Source organism: Acidovorax benzenivorans (assembly GCF_028680575.1).
GTDB lineage: Bacteria > Pseudomonadota > Gammaproteobacteria > Burkholderiales > Burkholderiaceae_C > Acidovorax > Acidovorax benzenivorans.
The window spans coordinates 123,887-142,535 of the sequence record NZ_JAPCKI010000006.1 but is presented as its reverse complement, the minus strand read 5'-3'; the positions used below and the strand labels follow the sequence as shown (position 1 = coordinate 142,535).

The window sequence follows — 18,649 nt, the reverse complement described above, 5'->3', positions numbered from 1 at the left end:
TTGGTGGGGCGCGTTATTGGCGATGATCCTTGGGTTGGTGGTGAATAAATGGTCGAAAATTGGCGTTCGCACCGAACAAATCGCTAATCGAAATGCAAATAGAACCCGATCTGGACCGAATTGACCGCAAGATCCTGTCAATCCTGCAGGAAGACGGTCGCATTGCCAACCTCAAGCTGGCCGAGGCGGTGGCCCTGTCGCCCACGGCGGTGCTGGCGCGCGTGCAGCGCCTCACGCGCGATGGCTTCATCCTGGGCTACGAGGCGCGGCTCAACCCGCTCAAGCTGGGCGCGGGCATGCTGGTGTTTGTGGAGGTGCTGCTGGACCGCACCACGCCCAACGTGTTCGACCAGTTCAAGGCCGCCGTGCAGGTGCACCCCGAGATCATGGAATGCCACATGGTGGCGGGCGGGTTCGACTACCTGCTCAAAACACGCTCGGCTGACATGAATGCCTACCGTGTGTTCGCGGGCAATGTGCTGTGGCAACTGCCCGGCGTGCGCGAGACGCGCACCTACGCGGTGATGGAGGAGGTCAAGCACACCAACCACCTGTATCTGCGCTGATGCAGTTGTGATGGCGTGCGCGAATTTAGCCGCGATTGCCATGCATTGATTGGCTCGGAGCTGAGAAGTCCGCATAATTCCTGCAGTGCAGCCTGCTTGAGGAACCTCGCCATGACCGCCACTTTTCCCTTTGCTTCCGCAGCCCTGCTGGCTGCATTTTTTTGCCAATCGGCCAACGCTGCCTGTTATGTGGTGTACGGCCCTGACAAGGACGTTGTGTACCGCTCATATGCGCCACCCGTGGACATGTCGCGGCCTATCCACGAAACCCTGCCGTCCGTGGCGCCGGGTGCCACACTGGTGTTCTCCCTGGACAACTATGGGTGCGAGCAGTCTGTCAACAAGCTGCCGCTGTCCATGGCGGCAGCGCCTGCCCCTGTTCGCCCACCGCGCGCAGACCGGGGCTGAATCGGCATTGTTTTCGTGGTCTGGACAAGCGCAGTCTATGGCCTGAGACAATCGGGGGATGAGCGAACCGAAAGAACTATCCCCCTCGTTTGAACCCACCGAGCAGAATTCCCAAAGCGACCTGCCCGAAGGCTGGCTGCACGTGCAGTCCATGGACCTTGACGCCCAAGGCGTCGCCCGCAAGCCGGACGGCAAGGTGGTCTTCATCGATGGTGCCCTGCCATTCGAGCTGGTCACCGCTAACACCCACCGCAAAAAGAACAACTGGGAGCAGGCCAGTCTGGTAGCGATCCACCGCGAGTCGTCCCAGCGTGTGCGGCCGGATTGCCCCCACTTTGGCCTGCACGCAGGCGCCTGCGGCGGCTGCAAGATGCAGCACTTGCACGTGGGCGCCCAGGTGGCAGTCAAGCAGCGGGTGCTGGAGGACAACCTCTGGCACCTGGGCAAGGTCAAGGCCGAGACCATGCTGCGTCCCATCGAGGGGCCCGCATGGGGCTACCGCTACCGTGCCCGCCTGGCGGTGCGCCACGTGATCAAGAAGGGCCAGGTGCTGGTGGGCTTTCATGAGCGCAAGAGCCGCTACATCGCCGACATGCAGACCTGTAAGATCTTGCCGCCGCATGTCGATGCCATGCTGATGCCGCTGCGCGCGCTGATCGCCAATCTGGATGCCCGCGACACCTGCCCGCAGATCGAGCTGGCTTGCGGCGACACCGTGACCGCGCTGGTGCTGCGCCACCTGGACCCGCTGAGCGCCGGTGACATCGCCCAGCTGCGCGCCTTTGCGGCGGAGCACAACGTGCAATGGTGGCTGCAGCCCAAAGGCCCGGACACGGTGAAGCTGCTGGACGAGGGCGGCGAGCATCTCTCGTACGCGCTGCCGGACTTTGGCATCACCATGCCTTTCAAGCCCACGGACTTCACTCAGGTGAACCCGCACATCAACCGCGTACTGGTGAGCCGCGCGCTGCGCCTGCTGGATGTGCAACCGCACGAACGCGTGATCGACTGGTTCTGCGGCCTGGGCAACTTCACGTTGCCGCTGGCCACGCAGGCGCGCGAGGTGCTGGGCATTGAGGGCAGCGAGGCCCTGGTGGCCCGCTCGCGTGAGAACTATGCATTAAATCAAGCTCAAGCGCCGGACCATAAAGCGCTGGCAGCTACTGATTTTGTAGCGCGCAACCTGTTCGAGATGACGCCTGAGATGCTGGTGGCCGATGGCGCTGCCGACAAGTGGCTGGTGGACCCACCCCGCGAAGGGGCGTTTGCGCTGGCCAAGGCGCTGGCGGACATCGAGCAGGCCCGCATTGGCGCCGAAGGTGCGGGCCCCTTGCCTGCAGGGGCCGAAGGCTGGACGCCCCCGAAGCGCATTGTGTACGTGAGCTGCAACCCGGCCACCCTGGCGCGCGACGCCGGACTGCTGGTGCATCTGGCCGGCTACCGGTGCACGGCGGCGGGCATGATCAACATGTTCCCGCACACGGCCCATGTGGAGAGCATGGCGGTGTTCGAGCGGGTCTGAGTCCGGCTACCAGAAAGAGGCTTCAGGAAGGGGAGGGCACAGCCCTCCGCGTCCCGTGGCCGTACCCACTCGGCGCAATATCAGCTGCGGTTGCGGCTGGCGGCGGGGTCGCGGGGTTCGGTCTCGATGTCGGGTGCGCGTTCGCCGCGTTCGGGCTTTTCCACCTTGCCCAGCATCGAGGGCGTGCCCTCGATCTTGTTCTCGCGCATGTAGGCGTCCATGTCCTTCCAGCCTGCAAACACCGAGGCCTTGGAGGCCTTGGGGTTAAGGGAGTAGCAGTCTTCCAGCCCCCGCAGTGCATGGCGGCAGGCGCCGCCAACCGCCTTGGCCTCGGCGTCGCGTTGTGCCACGCGCGGGTCAGGCCCGAGTCCTGGGATCTTGTCGCAGCCTGCAAGCAGCAACAGGCCCGCCAGAACCATCAGGCGCAATGCGGTGGAGGGGCTTTGTGGATACATGTACTTGCATTATCGGCACACTGGCCGCGCTATTGAGGCTTGATCCTGGGGCGCGACCCACAAAAAAGGCTCCCGAGGGAGCCTTTTGATGGAAGTCAAGGGACTGGCAGGTCAGTCGCGCTCGCCGCCCATGATGCCCAGCAGGGCCAGCAGGCTCTGGAACACGTTGAAGATGTCCAGGTACAGGGCCAAGGTGGCGCTGATGTAGTTGGTTTCACCGCCGTCCAGGATTTGCTTCAAGTCATACAGCATGTAGGCGCTGAAGATGCCGATGGCCACCACCGAGATCACCATCATGCCCACGCTGGAGCCCACAAACACGTTGATGACGGCGCCGACCATGAGCACCAGCGCGCCCACCATCAGCCACTTGCCCATGCCCGAGAGGTCGCGCTTGATGACGCTGGCCAGGCTGGCCATCACGAAGAACACCCCGGCTGTGCCTGCAAAGGCCGTCATGATGAGGTCGGTGCCGTTCTTGAAGCCCAGCACCATGCCGATCATGCGCGACAGCATCAGGCCCATGAAGAACGTGAAGGCCAGCAGCACCGGCACACCAGCGGCCGAGCGCTTGGTCTTTTCGATGGCAAACATGAAGCCGAACGCGCCGCCCATGAACACGATCAGGCCCAGGCCGCCGGTCAGCGAGCGGGTGATGCCGGTGGTCACGCCGATCCAGGCGCCCAGCACAGTGGGGATCATGCTCAGGGCCAGCAGCCAGTAAGTATTGCGAAGCACCTTGTGGCGCTCTTCCTGCGAGATGCCATAGCCCGCAGAGTGGCCCAGGGTGGTGACTTGGTCATTCATCTTGTGTCTCTCCTTGTTGGCCTGCACGATGCAGACAGCACAAATTCTAGGTGGTGACGCTTTTTTGCTTTGCAATGACCGTACCCGGTCACCTACTTTTGGTAAGGATACTTTCACCCTGGCTGGGGGCAACGGCGTTGGGGATGCCGGTATGCTCGGTCCTCTTTGCGTGCCGGGGCGGCCTGTTCGGCCCGGTTTCCTCTCCCACTTTCGGATCCTTTCATGAAAACCAAACACGAACTCGAACTGGCCGACGTCAAGGCCGTTGCCGCTGCCGCCGAAGCCGAGGCCCTCAAGAACAACTGGGCCGTGACCATCGCCATCGTGGACGATGGCGGCCACCTGCTGTGGCTGCAGCGCCTGGACGGCGCGGCGGCGGTGTCGTCGCACATCGCGCCCTCCAAGGCCCGCACGGCAGCCCTGGGCCGTCGCGAAAGCAAGGTCTACGAAGATGTGATCAACGGCGGCCGCACCTCGTTCCTGAGTGCTCCCACCATCGACGGCCTGCTCGAAGGCGGCGTGCCGATCATGAAGGACGGCCAGTGCCTGGGTGCGGTGGGCGTGAGCGGCGTGAAGTCCACCGAAGATGCGCAGATCGCCCGCGCGGGGATTGCGGCCCTGGGCCTCTGATTCGGGGGCTCCCGGCAGCGACTGCAGTTGCTCTTATTTTGATAGCTGCAAGCGCATGTTCCACTAGCACATGGGGCTGAAAATGCTTCAAAACCCTCTGGGAGCATGAAAAAACCGGCCTGTAGGCCGGTTTTTTTGTTGGCAGGGTCGGGGGCGGCAAAAAAAGCCTGGCTACGCGGGAGCAAACCCGTTGGCTGGCAAAAACGACCCTTGCGAGCTTGTTGCAAGCCCGGGAGTCGCCCCACGATGAAACTATTTGGTCAGGATGAGCTTGCCCAGCTTGGTGGCCTGCAGCCGGTACACCGAGCCGTTGTGGCTGATGGCGACGGTCTTGTGGCCTTGCAGGAGCATGCTGCTGTCCAGTGCGGCGGTTGCGGAATGGGCGCCTGACGACGGCGCCTCACCAGATGCCGAGGCGCCTACGGGGTGAGCAGGCGCGGGGCGGCAGAGCGGGGCGGAGGTCAGGGTGGCTTGCATGGAGGTTTCCTGGGTCATTGCAGTGCGTTTTGTTAATGATAACGATTCGCAATTACAAGTCAAGCGAACGGTGTGTTTCTTTTTGTTCTTTGTCCCGACGCAGCGCGCAGGGCAAGGGGCTGGTGTGGCGTGCCGCAGGGGCGGGGCGCGAGGTGGCCAGTGCGCGTGGCCTGAGGGGTCCCCTCGCCAGCCCCTGCATGGCAGATTGCGTAGCGGGCGTACTGGCTGGCGCGGCGCGGGCTTTGGGAGAGCTCTTGGTGCTGCCCCTGGGGCCGTGAGTGTCGTGACAGCCCGTTATTGGCCTTGTGGGTCTGTTACGAAACCGATCTTGCGCACCCCCGCGCGCTGCGCGGCGGCCATGGCCTGGGCCACGAATTCGTAGCGCACGTTCTTGTCGCCACGGATGTGCAGGTCCGGCTGGGGCTCCTTGGTGGCCTCTGCCTGCAGGCGGGGGAAGAGTTCTTCTTCCGACACCTGCGACTCGTTCCAGAAGAATTTGCCATCGGCCGACACCGACAGGCGCACGGTCTCGGGCTTGACGTTCTCGGGCTGGTTGGTGGCGCGGGGCAGGTCCACATTCACCGCATGTTTCATCACCGGCACGGTGATGATGAAGATGATGAGCAGCACCAGCATGACGTCTACCAGGGGCGTCATGTTGATCTCGTTCATCACATCTTCGGTGTCGTCTTGGGTTCCAAAGGCCATGGCTTAGCCGCCTTTCTTCATGGGCAGCACCTTGCCGGGCTCGCCAGCGTTCACGCGGGCGCCGGTCACAAAGTAGGCGTGCAGGTCATGGGCAAAGCTGTTCAGGCCATTCAGGATGGACTTGTTGCCGCGCACCAGCGCGTTGTAGCCCAGCACCGCCGGGATGGCCACGGCCAGGCCCAGGGCGGTCATGATCAGCGCCTCGCCGATGGGGCCGGCCACCTTGTCGATGGTGGACTGGCCCGAGGTGCCGATGGCCAGCAGCGCATGGTAGATGCCCCACACGGTGCCAAACAGGCCGATGAACGGAGCGGTGGAGCCCACCGAGGCCAGGATGGCCAGGCCCGACGATAGGCGGGCGGTGAACTCGTCGATGCAGTTGCGCAGGCAGCGGGTTACCCAGTCGCTCACGTCCAGGCTGTCGTGCAGGTGGGCCTTGGTGTTGCGGTGGTGGGCGGTGGCTTCGCGGCCCTCCATCGCCAGGTGGCGGAAAGGGTTGGTCGGGTCGGCGCCCAGCTTGGTCAGGCCCGCGGCGAAGTCTTCGCTGTGCCAGAAGTCCTGCGCGGCACGGGCGTGTTTCTTGAACTTGATGATGTCCAGTGCCTTGACGAGGATGACGATCCACGAGGCCAGCGACATGGCCAGCAGCAGGATGGCGACGGCGCGGGTGACAAAGTCACCCTGGATCCAGACGTTGGCGATGCCGAATTGCGATTCCATGAAAACTCCCTGAGCGGTGATTGATTTATTCGAGAACAAAGTTGACGGGGACGAGGTTCCACATGGCCTCGGGCACGCCGTTGCGTTTGCCGGGCACAAAGCGCCAGCGCATCACGGCGTCCTGGGCCTGGCGGTCCAGCCGGTCAAAGCCGCTGGACTTGTTGACCTCGACCTTTTGCGGCACGCCATCGGTGCCGATGAGCACCCGCAGCACCACCTTGCCTTGCTCGCCCATGCGTTTGCTGATGGCGGGGTAGCTGGGCTTGGGGTTGTTGAGATAGGCCGCGTCGCTGGACGGCAGCTCGATCTTGGGTGGTGCGGGTGGTGCCGGTGGCGCAGGCGCGGGGGCCGGGGGCGCCACAGGGGCCTCGATGGGCGGGGCGGGCGGCTGGGGCGTGGTGATGCCGGTGGGGGCATTGGGCGCTGGCGTGGGGTCGGCAATGGCGACGGGCATCGGTGCCGGGCGCGGCGCGGCCTTGGGCGCTGGCTTGGGAGGGGGCGGTGGTGCCGGTGGCGGCGGGGTGACCTTGGGCGGGGCGGGCGGCGCGATGAATTCGCTGAGCAGCTCGGCCGGCACGATCACTTCGGCCGCCTTGCGCACCAGGCCGGACTGCAGGGCCCAGATGCCAGCGACGTGCAGCGCTACCACGGACCCGACGATCACGGCATTGCGGCTCACGCCACCAGGGGGGGCGAAACGATCAGGGTGAGACATAAAAAGAAAGGAAAGGCAGCGCCGCCCCCAAGCATAGGGCGGTCGGTGCCGGGTAAACCCGGATTATTTGCGAAAGATCCACCAAGCCGATCCTGCGACCAGGATCAGGCTGCCAGCGAGGGTAGAGAGGAGTTCCATGACTTGCTTTCCAGGATGGAGCTGGCAAGCTGGATCGCCTGTGGCGCCGCGTCATTGCGCAAGGCGGCTACCGGGTGCGAAACACTGCACTGCGCCACCACGTCACGGGCGCAGCTTTCGCAGCATCCACATTGGGTGGCTACGCCCAGCTCGAACTGGATTTCATCGAAGCTCATGCCAGCACGGGCATGGCGGGCAATCTCACGGTCCGAAATCCGGCGGCAAACACAGACGATCATGGCGGCAGGCAGTGTGGCTGGCTGTTGAAAGGATGATTGAGATTATAAATACGAATCTATCGCATTTGCAATAAATCATTCCTTACATCATGGGGAAGGCTGCACGTGCCCGTGTTGGGTTGCCGATACCTCGGTCTCAGACCGTGCCCGCTGCGGGCCCGTCGTGGCCATCGAGCAGCGCTGGTGTCGCGTCGGCCAGTGTGGCGCAGCCCGTCAGTGCCATGGCCACCTCCAGCTCGTCGCGCAGCAGGCGCAGCACATGGGCCACGCCCGCTGCTCCTGCATTGGCCAGGCCCCACACGGCGGGGCGGCCCACCAGAACGGCGGATGCGCCCAGCGCCATGGCCTTGAGCACGTCGGTGCCGCGCCGGATGCCTCCGTCCACCAGCACCGGCACAGCGCCCGCTACGGCCTGTGCCACGCGGGGCAGTGCGTTGGCGGTGGCCGGGGCGGTGTCGAGCGTGCGGCCGCCATGGTTGGACACGATCAGGCCCGCAGCGCCCAGCGACACGGCCTGGCGCGCGTCGGCGGGGTGCAGCACGCCCTTGAGCAGAACCGGCAGCCGGGTGATGGACTGCAGCCAGGCGATGTCGTCCCAGGTGGGCGCGTGGTGCAGCAGGCCATCAAACAAGGCACTCTGGCCGGGGCTCAGTGCGCAGGGCGCTGGTGCCTGCAAGCCCGCCAGGTTGACCGGGCCCACGCCGGGCGGCAGCCGAAAGCCCGTGCGCCGCTCGCGGTCGCGCACGCCGCTGGTGGGGGCGTCTACCGTGAGCACCAGGGCCTCGTAGCCGGCGGCTTCGGCGCGCTGCACCAGCGCCTGGGTGAAGCCCCGGTCGGGCTGCAGGTACAGCTGAAACCACAGCGGTCCGCGCCCGGGGTCGGGCAGCACGGCTTGGGCCACGCTCTCCAGCGACACGCTGGCCTGGGTGCTGAGCACCACGCCCGCGCCCAGCGCCGCTGCGGCATAGGCCATGGCCAGCTCGCCATCGGGGTGCGCCATGCGCTGGAAGGCCACGGGCGCCAGCACGATGGGGTGCGCCAGCGTGCGGCCCAGCAGGGGCACCCGGGTGTGCCCACCCGCCAGCGGCCGCAGCACGCGGGGCCACAGTGGCAGGGCATCCCAAGCGCTGCGGTTGCTGTGCAGACTGATCTCGTCGGCTGCGCCGCCGCTGAAGTACGCCCAGGCGTTGTCGTCCAGTTGCTGGCGTGCGTGCTGCTCGTGGTCGGCCAGGGTGACGAGGTCCGGGGGGATCGTTTGCCGTGCAGGAAGGTGAGTCATATAAAAAAAATAGCACCAAGCGCTTGTAATTCATGCGCTGGGTGCTATCAAAATAGGAGTTTTTGTGACCGGGTGTCTCATGCCCCCGACCCATGCCATCGGTGAAGGTGCCCGTGGCGCATCACACGTCGGCCCACATGCGCAGCAGGTTGTGGTACGTGCCCGACAGCGCGATGGCCGATGGGTCGGTGTCGCCGTGGGCTTGGCGCAGCTTGAGCAGGGCCATGTCCATGTCGAACAGCAACTGGCGCTGCTCCAGGCCGCGCACCATGCTCTCTACCCAGAAAAAGCTGCTCACGCGGTGCCCGCGTGTGACGGGTGAGACCTGGTGCACGGTGCTGCTGGGGTACAGGATCATGTCGCCCGCTGGCAGCTTGATGCGCTTCTCGCCCAGGGCCTCGGTGATCACCAGCTCACCGCCGTCGTAGTCGTCGGGTGGTGTGAGAAACAGCGTGCACGACAGGTCGCTACGCACCCAGCAATTGTCGGCCCGCGAGTGCATGACGGCGCTGTCCACATGGTTTCCATAGAAATTGGCGCCATCACCGTACTTGTTGAACAGCGGGTTGTAGATGCGGCGCGGCAGGGCCGCCGAAAAGAAGAGGGCGTTGCGGTTCAGCGCCGTCTTTACCATGGCCTGCAGCTGGGCAGACAGCTCGCTGCTCTGGCCCAGTTGCAGGTTGTTCTTCTGATGTACAGCCTGGCCACCGGCACTGCGCGCTCCCTCCACCCAGGGGGCTTGTGGCCCAAGGGCTTGCCGGAAGAAGGTGATTTCTTCGGCGGTCAGAACGTCTGGGATGTGCAGGAACATGGTGGTCATCGCAAGCCGGTGGGCCAGGCGCGGTCTCTCGTGATCAGAAGCGGGTCTTCAGCGTCAGCTGCACGGAGCGCGGAGCACCGGGGGTGTAGAAGCCGCGGTACAGGCCTTCGGCATACGTGCGGTCGAACAGGTTGCTCACGTTCAGCTTCAGCGAGGTCTTGTCGTCAAACGCGTACTCCGCCATGGCGTCCATCACCGCAAAGCCGCTGGCGTACACGGCGCGTGATCCCTCGGGGTTTTGCTTGCCGCGGTACGTCAGGCCAGCGCCCACACGCAGCTTGGACGTGACGGCGTAGGTGCTCCACACGCTGCCGCTGTGCTTGGGCGTGAGGCCGGGGCGGTCGCCCTGCACCTGAGCGCCGCCTCCGTTGGAGGCCAGCACCACGTTGCTCTGGTCGATCTTGGCCGACGGGATCCAGGTGTGATTGAAGAACAGTTCCCACTTCGGTGTCAGGCGGCCCGCCAGGTTGAACTCCATGCCGGTGGCGTGGCGCTTGCCCGAGAGTAGTTCCTGCGCGGCAGCGGTGTCGGGGTCGGTGTTGCGCTCGTTGTACTTCTGGCTGTAGAAGGCGGCCACACCCAGCAGGGCGCGGCGCTCAAACAACTCGAACTTGCCGCCGATTTCAATGTTGCGGCTCTTCTCTGGCGGGGTATTGGACGTGCGCGCCGTGGTGGCACCGGGGTTGCCAAACTGGTAGGTGTCGCCCGAGGTGTTGTAAGAAGTGCCATACGACACGTAGTACGACGTCAGTTCGTCAGGCTGGAACATCAGGCCCACGCGGGGGCTGAACAGGCTGTCGGAGCGGGAGTTGCCCAGGCTGCCTGTGGCGTTGTGGTACGACGCGCGGAAGTTGTCGTAGCGCACGCCGCCGACCAGCTTGAGTGTGTCGGTGAGCGACACCGTGTCCTGGAAGTACAGGCCCAGGTTGCGCGACGTGAACGTGTTCCACTGCACCGGTGCGCGGCCGTCGGCCACCCAGGCGCCGTCGTTGGGTGTGCCCACCGTGGTGGTGGGGCGGGTGGTGGTGTTGGCGTAGTTCTGGTTGCGCTTGGCGTCGTCGTCGTAGTAGTCCACGCCGGTCAACACCGCGTGCTTCTTGCCACCCCAGTGGTAGGTGTTGTTGTAGTCGCTTTGCACCTGCAGCACATTGCTCTCGCCCACACGGCCCTTGGAGCCACGGGTCAGCACGGTGCTGCTGTTGATCTGGTCCAGCGTGATGGCGCTGTTCTGGAAGCCGATGGTGCTGGCCAGCAGATCGCGCTCGTACTTGCCGTAGCGCAGGCGCGTGGTCAACTCGCCGCTGTCGTCAAAGCGGTGGATATGGCCCAGCGTCACGTACTGCGACGTGGTGTCGTTGTGGTCGCTGGCCAGGCCGTAGTATTTGCCAGCTTCCAGGGGGGTGTTGATCTTGCCGTCCACCACACGCCAGGGGTGGTTGTAGAGCGGGCGCCCCTTGGATTCGAGGTAGTACAGCCCGATGGAGAACTCATCGCGCGTGCCGATGCCCCAGGCGAACGTGGGTGCAATGCCACGCTTGTCCTGCTTGGCGCCGTAGTTGTCGTACTCCTGCACCATGGCGTTGAGGCGGAAGGCAGCGTTTTCGCCCGTTACCCAGTTGAAGTCGCCGGTGGCGCGGTGGTACTTGCCGGTGCCCAGCGTGTAGGCGGCTTCGTGCTGGTTGATCAGCAGCGGGTACTTGTTGACCTGGTTGACCACGCCGCCGGTCGATCCCTTGCCGAACAGCATGGAGGCCGAGCCCTTGAGCACTTCGATGCGGTCGTTGTTGAAGGTGTCGCGCTCGATCAGCGGGGCGTCCTTCATCCCGTCCACATAGATGTCGCCCGCCAGGCCCAGCGAGAAGCCGCGCAGGCGCACGTCTTCTTCGCCCGTTTCGCCAGACTGGAAGGTCACGCCCGCCGTGGTGCGCAGCACTTCGCGGAAGTCGTCCTGGTTGCGGTCGTTCATCAGCTTTTCGGTGAACACCGTCACGGACTGGGGGATGTCCTTGATGTCTTGCTTGCCCTTGCCCACGGTGGTCTTCTTGATGAGCAGGGTGTCCTTGCCCTGGACTTCGGCGGCTTCCTTTACCGTCACGGTAGGCAGGGTGGTTTCGGATGTGCCGGTCTGCGCCATGGCGCCCATCGAGGCGGCCAGCATCAGCGCGCCCAGCGGCAGCAAGGCCTTGTCGGACTGCGCAGCCTGGTGAGGCTGGGCGGTAGAAGAAGCAACGAATGCGGGAGAAGAACGCAGCATGTCGCTGCTGCGCTGGGCGCGAGATTTAGCCAAGAGGGCCTCCGTCAATAGGGGTGTGCAGGTGGCGCGCTGGGGCGCCAAGAGCAGGCGAGAGGCAGTGGCTAGATCAACATGGCTGTGCGTCGTCGTGCTGCTTTATGTTACATCAAATGCGGGTCATTCTCATTTGCATTGATGCGGGCACGCCACACTTCGACGAAGTGGAGGCGTAAAAAAACCGGCAGAGCCGGTTTTTTTACAGAGAGCGATGCGAGTCGCAGAGCGTCTTGTCTTACTTGACGTGCTTGCCGATCAGGCCAGCCAGTTCAAACATCGAGACCTGGGGCTTGCCGAACAGCTCTTTCAGCTTGGCATCGGCGTTGATGTTGCGCTTGTTGGTGGCGTCCTGCAGGTTGTTGGCCTTAATGTAGACCCACAGCTTGCTGATGATCTCCGTGCGCGGCAGAGGTGCCGAGCCCACCACAGCGGCCAGCGCGGGGCTGGGCGTGAGCGCCTTCATGAAAGCGGCGTTGGGGGTCCGCTTCTTGGCGGGTGCAGCGGCCTTCTTGGCTGCTGGGGCTGTGGTTGCCGGAGCTTTTTTTGCAGTTGCCATGTTGGGTTGTCCTTGTTGGGAATAAATTTTTACCAGCGAAAACGACGCTTTCCCACTGGCAGGCTGATGCTAATGGGAAAAAAACGCGTTTCCAAGGGAGAAACGGCTTTTTTTGCCTCGATTTGTAGCGGTGGCGCCGCGCAGCGTGCAGCAATAGGTCGCCAAGGCGCGCCCGGCTTGACAAAGACGCCGTAGAGGGCGGGTTTCAAGCGCAATGCTGTGGTGCACGTTCTTGAAGCTGCGATAGCGTCGCGGTGGGGGTAGGCCGTCGCTGCATGACAATCCTTCAAGACAGATTTGCCGCACAACGAACGCAGCTCGCCCGGTAGTTGGCGCTCGGGTGTGGTTGTGTCGTTTAGTGTCTGGCCTGTGCTTGCCCCTGCCGTTGTGGCGGGTTGGACTATTGAAACCATCTGGTTGAATGAAAGGATCTTGGTATGGCCACAGCTTCGTCTCTCCCCCTCCCACCCTTTGCCACCTGCGACTTTTGTGACGTCCACAAGGGTGACACCAGCGGTGCGTTCCGCGTACTGCCCCCTGTGTTTCAGAGCTTTGGGGCGGTGGCCTCGTTTGCGGGCCCCGTCACCACCGTCAAGTGCCACGAGGACAACACCCAGGTCAAGGCGGCTGTCGAGTCTGCGGGCGAGGGTCGGGTGCTGGTGGTGGATGGCGGTGGGTCGCTGCGCCGGGCCCTGGTGGGCGGCAACCTGGCGGCAGCCGCCGCCCGCAATGGCTGGGCCGGCATCGTGGTGGACGGCTGTGTGCGCGATGTGGCCGAGCTGAATGTTGCTGCGGTCGGCATCCGCGCGCTGGCGCTGATGCCTCTGCCCACCGAGCGGCGTGGCGAAGGCCAGCGTGACGTGGCTGTGTCGATCCAGGGCGTGCCGGTGCGCCCCGGCGACTGGTTGTATGCCGATGCCGACGGCATCGTGGTCAGTGCGCTGGCGTTGCACGGCTGAGCCCGGCCAGCTCTCAGCGTTTGCAGCCCCCCCGCCGAGGAGCGCGTAGATCAATCGGCGCGGCTGTTCCGCTGCCCCACGCGCAGCGCTGCGCGCGAGGGCAGGGTGGCCAGCAACACACTGGCCAGGGCGATGGCAAACGCGACCAGTTGCATGCCCGTCAACGCCTCGCCCAAAAACAGCACGCCCACCAGCGCAGCGCTGACTGGCAGCATGACCGAGAAGACACCGCCTTGCGCTGCGGGCACGGCCTTGAGCCCGGTCATCCACAGCCACACTGTCCACATGCAGGCGGCCAGCGCATAAAACAGCAGCAACACCCAGGTGCCCCAGCCCACCGAGGCAAACGGGAAGTCCAGCGCCAGGTACAGGCCGAACGGTGTCGTCAGCACAAAGCCCCACAGGTTGATGAGCGAGGTGATGCGCTTGGGCCCCAGGCTGCCGGTCAACTTCTTGCCGATCACGGTATAGGCGGCCTCGCAGATCACCGCCCCCAGCAGCAGCATTTGGCCCCACCAGGCGTGGTTTGCAGTGTTTTTGGCTTCAAGCGCAGGTTCCATATGCGCTGCGTGCTCTGGTTTTGATAGTGAGAACAGCGCAATGCCCACCACCGCACAGAGCACTGCCATCCAGGTGCGAGGGGCCACCCGTTCACCCAAAAATGCCCAGCCCATCAACGCTACGGCCGCAGGAATGGCCGCCATGGTCACTCCCGCTGAAACCGCATTGGTAAGGCTCACGCCATAGATCATGCAGATGGTGAACAGAAAGTTGCCCAGAAAAGACTCCAGGAACAGCAGCCGTTTGGTCTGCGGTGTCAGTGGCGGCTCGTTGTCGGGCTTTTTGAGCCAGCGCAGCATGGCGATACCCCCAATGCCAAAGCGCATCCAGGCCAGCAGTAACACGGGCAACACGGCCGCCAGCGGCTTGGACAGCGCGACATAGCTGCCCACCAGCGCCATGCTGAGGGCCAGGCACAAATAGGCGAAGGTGCGGTTGGGAGGGTTTGTATTCACTAGACTGGGACGCTGTTCAACCAAAAAAAAGACTGCGCATCATGCCCGAGCCTTCTTTGCTTGCTGGCGCCCCGCGCCATGTGTTTGTGTACGGCACCTTGCGCCGGGGTGGGTCCAACGACATCACCCGCTTGCAACCCGCTGCACGCTGGGTGGGGTTTGCGCAAGTGCCTGGTGTGTTGTTTCACTTGGGGCGCTACCCAGGCATGACGCTGGGTGGTGATCAACTGGTGCATGGCGAGGTGTACGCCATCGAGCCTGCGTTGGAGGTGGTTCTGGATGCCATCGAAGGGCTGGGCGGAGACAGCCCGACGGATGAATACCTCAAGCGCGAAATCGTGGTGCTGGTACAAGGGCAGCCGTTGCCTTGTCTGGTGTACGAGATCCATCCCCGCTACACGGCGAGCGCGCGCCGGATTGAGCATGGTGACTGGCTCCGCGTGGTGGGCGCTGCAGCTTCTTAGAATTTCACTATGCGAAAGTTTGTTTTCTTGATGTGGAATGCGATAGATGCTGCATTGCCGCAATTTTTCTCGATATGAGAAATCAATTTCTGTATTGAGAAATCCCGTGGTTAAGTGGTTGTTTTGAAACAAGAAAATTTATCTCTTCTATAAGACATAAGAGCTTGCGCAAGTCTTATAGAAGACTTAAAGTTGTCTTCAAGGGCGGCACACAGCAGCCCGGCGTTTTCAACCAACCCCTGGAGTGATCTCATGCCCCAATCCCTCAACGAACAACTGAGCCGCGAACAGCAAATTGCCGCCCTGGAAAAAGACTGGGCGACCAACCCCCGCTGGAAGGGTGTGAAGCGCGGTTACTCGGCTGCCGACGTGGTGCGTCTGCGTGGTTCGCTGCCCATCGAGCACACGCTGGCCAAGCGTGGTGCTGAAAAACTGTGGGACAAGATCAACGGCGGCGCCAAGAAGGGCTACGTCAACGCTTTCGGTGCCATCTCTGCTGGTCAGGCCATGCAGCAAGCCAAGGCTGGCCTCGAAGCCGTGTACCTGTCGGGCTGGCAAGTCGCCGCTGACGGCAACACGTCCGAAACCATGTACCCCGACCAGTCGCTGTACGCGTATGACTCGGTGCCCACCATGGTTCGCCGTATCAACAACACCTTCAAGCGCGCCGACGAAATCCAGTGGGGCCGTGGCATCAACCCTGGCGACAAGGAATTCATCGACTACTTCCTGCCCATCGTGGCTGACGCAGAAGCCGGTTTCGGCGGCGTGCTGAACGCCTTCGAACTCATGAAGAACATGATCCAGTCGGGCGCTGCTGGCGTGCACTTCGAAGACCAACTGGCCGCCGTGAAGAAGTGTGGCCACATGGGTGGCAAGGTGCTGGTGCCTACGCAAGAAGCCTGCGAAAAGCTGATCTCCGCGCGTTTCGCCGCTGACGTGATGGGCGTGTCCACCATCGTTCTGGCCCGCACCGACGCTGAAGCCGCCAACCTGATCACGTCTGACCACGACGCCAACGACAAGCCTTTCCTGACCGGCGAGCGCACGCAAGAAGGCTTCTACCGTGTGAAGAACGGTCTGGAGCAAGCCATTAGCCGTGGCGTGGCCTACGCTCCCTACGCCGATCTGGTGTGGTGCGAAACCGGCGTGCCAGACATCGGCTTCGCCCGTGAATTCGCTCAGGCCGTGCACGCTGCATGCCCCGGCAAGCTGCTGTCGTACAACTGCTCGCCGTCGTTCAACTGGAAGAAGAACCTCAACGACAAGCAGATCGCTTCGTTCCAGGACGATCTGTCGGCACTGGGCTACAAGTACCAGTTCATCACGCTGGCCGGCATCCACATCAACTGGTTCAACACGTTCCAGTTCGCCCATGCATATGCCCAGGGCGAAGGCATGAAGCACTACACCGAAATGGTGCAGGAACCTGAATTCGCAGCACGCGAAAAGGGCTACACCTTCGTGTCGCACCAGCAGGAAGTGGGCGCAGGCTACTTCGACGACGTGACCACGGTGATCCAGGGCGGCTCGTCCTCCGTCAAGGCCCTGACGGGTTCGACCGAAGAAGAGCAGTTCCACTGATCTGAGGGCGTTCTGTGCCACTTTGTTGTGGCGTGAAATGCACTCGATCAAAGCCCGAAGCGGATGCTTCGGGCTTTTTTTCTGGGTGCTGGGGTTAAAATCTACGGAAATTCACTGCACAAGAGCGAGAAAGGCAATCTGGTTATGACACCGCGAACTACATCGGAGATGTTGACCGGCCGTTGAGGCTGGCTGTTCGCGCCTGCACGAGATTGCACACACCTCCAAAAAGCGCGGACCTGTTCCGCGCTTTTTTGTTTTCTGGGCCTGGCGCGTGCCCGCACCCATTGCATTGATTGAAAAGAAAGAGTTACTCCCATGATTCACATCACGCTTCCCGACGGTTCGCAGCGCGAGTTTCCAGGCCCCGTCACGGTGGCCGAAGTGGCCGCCTCCATCGGTTCGGGTCTGGCCAAGGCCGCATTGGCGGGCAAGATTGGCGACAAGGTGGTGGACACCAGTTACCAGATTGCGGCTGACAGTCCGCTGTCCATCATTACGGCCAAGGATGCAGATGGGTTGGAGGTGATCCGTCACTCCACCGCGCACTTGCTGGCCTACGCGGTCAAGGAGCTGTTTCCTGATGCGCAGGTCACCATCGGTCCGGTGATCGAAAACGGCTTTTATTACGACTTTGCCTACAAGCGCCCCTTCACGCCCGAAGATCTTGTTGCCATCGAAAAACGCATGGCCGAATTGGCGGCCAAGGATGAGCCTGTGGTGCGTCGCGTGCTGCCGCGTGATGAGGCGGTGGCGTACTTCAAGGGCCTGGGTGAGCACTACAAGGCAGAAATCATTGCCAGCATCCCCAGCAACGAAGATGTGAGCCTGTACCGCGAAGGCAGTTTCGAAGACCTGTGTCGCGGCCCCCACGTGCCCAGCACCGGTAAGCTCAAGTTCTTCAAGCTCATGAAGGTGGCTGGCGCCTACTGGCGTGGAGATCATCGCAACGAGATGCTGCAGCGGGTCTATGGCACGGCCTGGGCCACCAAAGATGAATTGCAGCAGTATTTGACAATGCTGGAAGAGGCCGAGAAGCGCGACCACCGCAAGCTGGGGCGCGAGCTGGACCTGTTCCACATCGACGAGCACTCGCCTGGCACGGTCTTCTGGCACCCCAAGGGCTGGACGGTCTGGCAAGAGGTGGAGCAGTACATGCGCCGCGTGTACCGCGACAACGGTTACCAGGAGGTCAAGGGGCCGCAGATCCTGGATCAGGGGCTTTGGGAGAAGACCGGCCACTGGGACAAGTACCGCGAGAACATGTTTGTGACGGAATCGGAAAAGCGCGACTACGCGCTCAAGCCGATGAACTGCCCCGGGCACATCATCATCTTCAAGCAGGGTATCAAGAGCTACCGCGACCTGCCTCTGCGTTTTGGCGAGTTCGGCCAATGCCATCGCAATGAGCCGACCGGTGGCCTGCACGGCATCATGCGTGTGCGTGCCTTTACACAGGACGACGGCCATATCTTTTGCACCGAAGACCAGATTCAGTCCGAAGTGGTGGCGTTCACTACGTTGCTGCAAAAGGTCTACAAGGACTTCGGGTTCACGGACATCATCTACAAGCTGTCCACACGACCTGAGAAGCGCATCGGTAGCGAGGAAAGCTGGGACCGTGCCGAGAGCGCGTTGGCCGAGGGGTTGAAGGCGTCCGGTTGTGAGTTCGAGTACCTGCCCGGAGAGGGCGCCTTTTACGGGCCTAAGATTGAGTACACGCTCAAGGATGCGTTGGGGCGCCCCTGGCAGTGCGGCACGATCCAGGTGGATCCGAACATGCCGGAGCGTTTGGATGCGGAGTTTGTGGGCGAAGATGGCGCCCGCCATCGGCCCATCATGCTGCATCGCGCCATCGTGGGCAGTCTGGAGCGCTTCATCGGGATTCTGATCGAGCAGCACGCAGGCGCCTTGCCCACATGGCTTGCTCCTGTGCAGGTTTCGGTGCTCAACATCACGGATGCGCAGTCCGATTACTGTCGTGAAATCGCAGCAAAACTGCAAAAAGCGCTGCCCAATCAAGGCCTTAGGGTGGTCCTGGATCTGCGCAACGAGAAGATTACGTATAAAATACGGGAGCATTCGATGCAAAAGCTGCCCTACATCCTCGTCGCAGGCGACAAGGAAAAGGCGGCAGGAGCCGTCGCAGTGCGAGCCCGGGGTAATCGTGACCTCGGTGTGATGTCTGTGGATGCGTTCATTGAGTTGATCGCTAGTGACATCGCCACCAAAGCCTGATTTTGAACACAAAAACTGCTTTGCCGCTCGCGGACTGTGCGGAAGTAGCTACTTTTTT

Annotated in this window: 20 protein-coding genes; 8 read left to right on the top strand and 12 right to left on the bottom strand. The window is 62.7% G+C overall.

Features of this window, described 5'->3' with window-relative positions:
• Nucleotides 1-92: 92 nt before the first annotated feature.
• From OIN59_RS12670 to rlmD, 3 genes are all read left to right on the top strand, one after another.
• On the top strand, nt 93-566 hold the full coding sequence (locus OIN59_RS12670; RefSeq protein ID WP_274110787.1) for an Lrp/AsnC ligand binding domain-containing protein: 474 nt from the start codon (nt 93-95) through the stop codon (nt 564-566).
• Nucleotides 567-677: 111 nt separating this feature from the next.
• Nucleotides 678-974, top strand: coding sequence for a hypothetical protein (locus tag OIN59_RS12665; RefSeq protein ID WP_274110785.1), 297 nt, complete (start codon nt 678-680; stop codon nt 972-974).
• 58 nt (nt 975-1,032) lie between these two features.
• Complete coding sequence (gene rlmD / locus OIN59_RS12660; protein ID WP_274110783.1) at nt 1,033-2,496, top strand: 23S rRNA (uracil(1939)-C(5))-methyltransferase RlmD; 1,464 nt, start codon at nt 1,033-1,035, stop codon at nt 2,494-2,496.
• Nucleotides 2,497-2,576: 80 nt separating this feature from the next.
• Here rlmD and OIN59_RS12655 read toward each other — a convergent pair whose 3' ends face one another.
• Together OIN59_RS12655 and OIN59_RS12650 are read right to left on the bottom strand one after the other, a co-directional pair.
• Nucleotides 2,577-2,951 carry a hypothetical protein gene (locus tag OIN59_RS12655; RefSeq protein WP_274110781.1) on the bottom strand — a complete coding sequence of 125 codons (375 nt, stop codon included), beginning with the start codon at nt 2,949-2,951 and terminating at the stop codon, nt 2,577-2,579.
• 111 nt (nt 2,952-3,062) lie between these two features.
• The gene (locus OIN59_RS12650; protein ID WP_274110779.1) at nt 3,063-3,758 is read right to left on the bottom strand and encodes a Bax inhibitor-1/YccA family protein; all 696 of its coding nucleotides are present in this window, start codon (nt 3,756-3,758) and stop codon (nt 3,063-3,065) included.
• A 222-nt stretch (nt 3,759-3,980) separates the two neighbouring features.
• On the opposite strand from OIN59_RS12650, the gene OIN59_RS12645 reads away from it, so the two are divergent.
• Nucleotides 3,981-4,388: a GlcG/HbpS family heme-binding protein gene (locus OIN59_RS12645; protein WP_015014564.1), complete on the top strand. Its 408-nt coding sequence runs from the start codon at nt 3,981-3,983 to the stop codon at nt 4,386-4,388.
• A gap of 252 nt (nt 4,389-4,640) precedes the next feature.
• Here OIN59_RS12645 and hemP read toward each other — a convergent pair whose 3' ends face one another.
• The 9 genes from hemP to OIN59_RS12600 form a co-directional block, all read right to left on the bottom strand.
• On the bottom strand, nt 4,641-4,865 hold the full coding sequence (gene hemP, locus OIN59_RS12640; RefSeq protein WP_274110776.1) for a hemin uptake protein HemP: 225 nt from the start codon (nt 4,863-4,865) through the stop codon (nt 4,641-4,643).
• A gap of 294 nt (nt 4,866-5,159) precedes the next feature.
• Nucleotides 5,160-5,573, bottom strand: coding sequence for an ExbD/TolR family protein (locus OIN59_RS12635; protein WP_274110774.1), 414 nt, complete (start codon nt 5,571-5,573; stop codon nt 5,160-5,162).
• A 3-nt stretch (nt 5,574-5,576) separates the two neighbouring features.
• On the bottom strand, nt 5,577-6,293 hold the full coding sequence (locus tag OIN59_RS12630) for a MotA/TolQ/ExbB proton channel family protein (RefSeq protein ID WP_274110772.1): 717 nt from the start codon (nt 6,291-6,293) through the stop codon (nt 5,577-5,579).
• Between the two features lie 25 nt (nt 6,294-6,318).
• Nucleotides 6,319-7,008, bottom strand: coding sequence for an energy transducer TonB (locus OIN59_RS12625; RefSeq protein ID WP_056063828.1), 690 nt, complete (start codon nt 7,006-7,008; stop codon nt 6,319-6,321).
• 104 nt (nt 7,009-7,112) lie between these two features.
• Nucleotides 7,113-7,385, bottom strand: coding sequence for a (2Fe-2S)-binding protein (locus OIN59_RS12620; protein WP_274110769.1), 273 nt, complete (start codon nt 7,383-7,385; stop codon nt 7,113-7,115).
• A gap of 136 nt (nt 7,386-7,521) precedes the next feature.
• Nucleotides 7,522-8,664, bottom strand: a complete 1,143-nt coding sequence (locus OIN59_RS12615; protein ID WP_274110767.1) for an alpha-hydroxy acid oxidase — start codon at nt 8,662-8,664, stop codon at nt 7,522-7,524.
• 121 nt (nt 8,665-8,785) lie between these two features.
• Nucleotides 8,786-9,475 carry a Fe2+-dependent dioxygenase gene (locus OIN59_RS12610; protein ID WP_274110765.1) on the bottom strand — a complete coding sequence of 230 codons (690 nt, stop codon included), beginning with the start codon at nt 9,473-9,475 and terminating at the stop codon, nt 8,786-8,788.
• Nucleotides 9,476-9,518: 43 nt separating this feature from the next.
• Nucleotides 9,519-11,738, bottom strand: coding sequence for a TonB-dependent receptor (locus OIN59_RS12605; protein WP_274111176.1), 2,220 nt, complete (start codon nt 11,736-11,738; stop codon nt 9,519-9,521).
• Between the two features lie 271 nt (nt 11,739-12,009).
• The gene (locus OIN59_RS12600; RefSeq protein ID WP_015014555.1) at nt 12,010-12,330 is read right to left on the bottom strand and encodes an SWIB/MDM2 domain-containing protein; all 321 of its coding nucleotides are present in this window, start codon (nt 12,328-12,330) and stop codon (nt 12,010-12,012) included.
• Between the two features lie 437 nt (nt 12,331-12,767).
• Here OIN59_RS12600 and rraA point away from each other — a divergent pair, with 437 nt between their 5' ends.
• Nucleotides 12,768-13,289 carry a ribonuclease E activity regulator RraA gene (gene rraA / locus OIN59_RS12595; RefSeq protein WP_274110762.1) on the top strand — a complete coding sequence of 174 codons (522 nt, stop codon included), beginning with the start codon at nt 12,768-12,770 and terminating at the stop codon, nt 13,287-13,289.
• Between the two features lie 50 nt (nt 13,290-13,339).
• On the opposite strand, the gene OIN59_RS12590 is transcribed toward rraA, so the two are convergent.
• Nucleotides 13,340-14,305, bottom strand: a complete 966-nt coding sequence (locus OIN59_RS12590; protein WP_274110761.1) for a DMT family transporter — start codon at nt 14,303-14,305, stop codon at nt 13,340-13,342.
• A 41-nt stretch (nt 14,306-14,346) separates the two neighbouring features.
• Here OIN59_RS12590 and OIN59_RS12585 point away from each other — a divergent pair, with 41 nt between their 5' ends.
• The 3 genes from OIN59_RS12585 (at nt 14,347) to thrS (ending at nt 18,591) form a co-directional block, all read left to right on the top strand.
• A complete protein-coding gene (locus OIN59_RS12585; protein ID WP_274110760.1) occupies nt 14,347-14,769 on the top strand; it encodes a gamma-glutamylcyclotransferase family protein in 423 nt (140 codons plus the stop codon).
• A 252-nt stretch (nt 14,770-15,021) separates the two neighbouring features.
• Nucleotides 15,022-16,353: an isocitrate lyase gene (gene aceA, locus OIN59_RS12580; RefSeq protein ID WP_274110759.1), complete on the top strand. Its 1,332-nt coding sequence runs from the start codon at nt 15,022-15,024 to the stop codon at nt 16,351-16,353.
• 318 nt (nt 16,354-16,671) lie between these two features.
• Entirely contained in the window at nt 16,672-18,591 is a 1,920-nt protein-coding gene (thrS, locus tag OIN59_RS12575) for a threonine--tRNA ligase (protein WP_274110758.1), read from the top strand.
• Nucleotides 18,592-18,649: the final 58 nt, after the last annotated feature.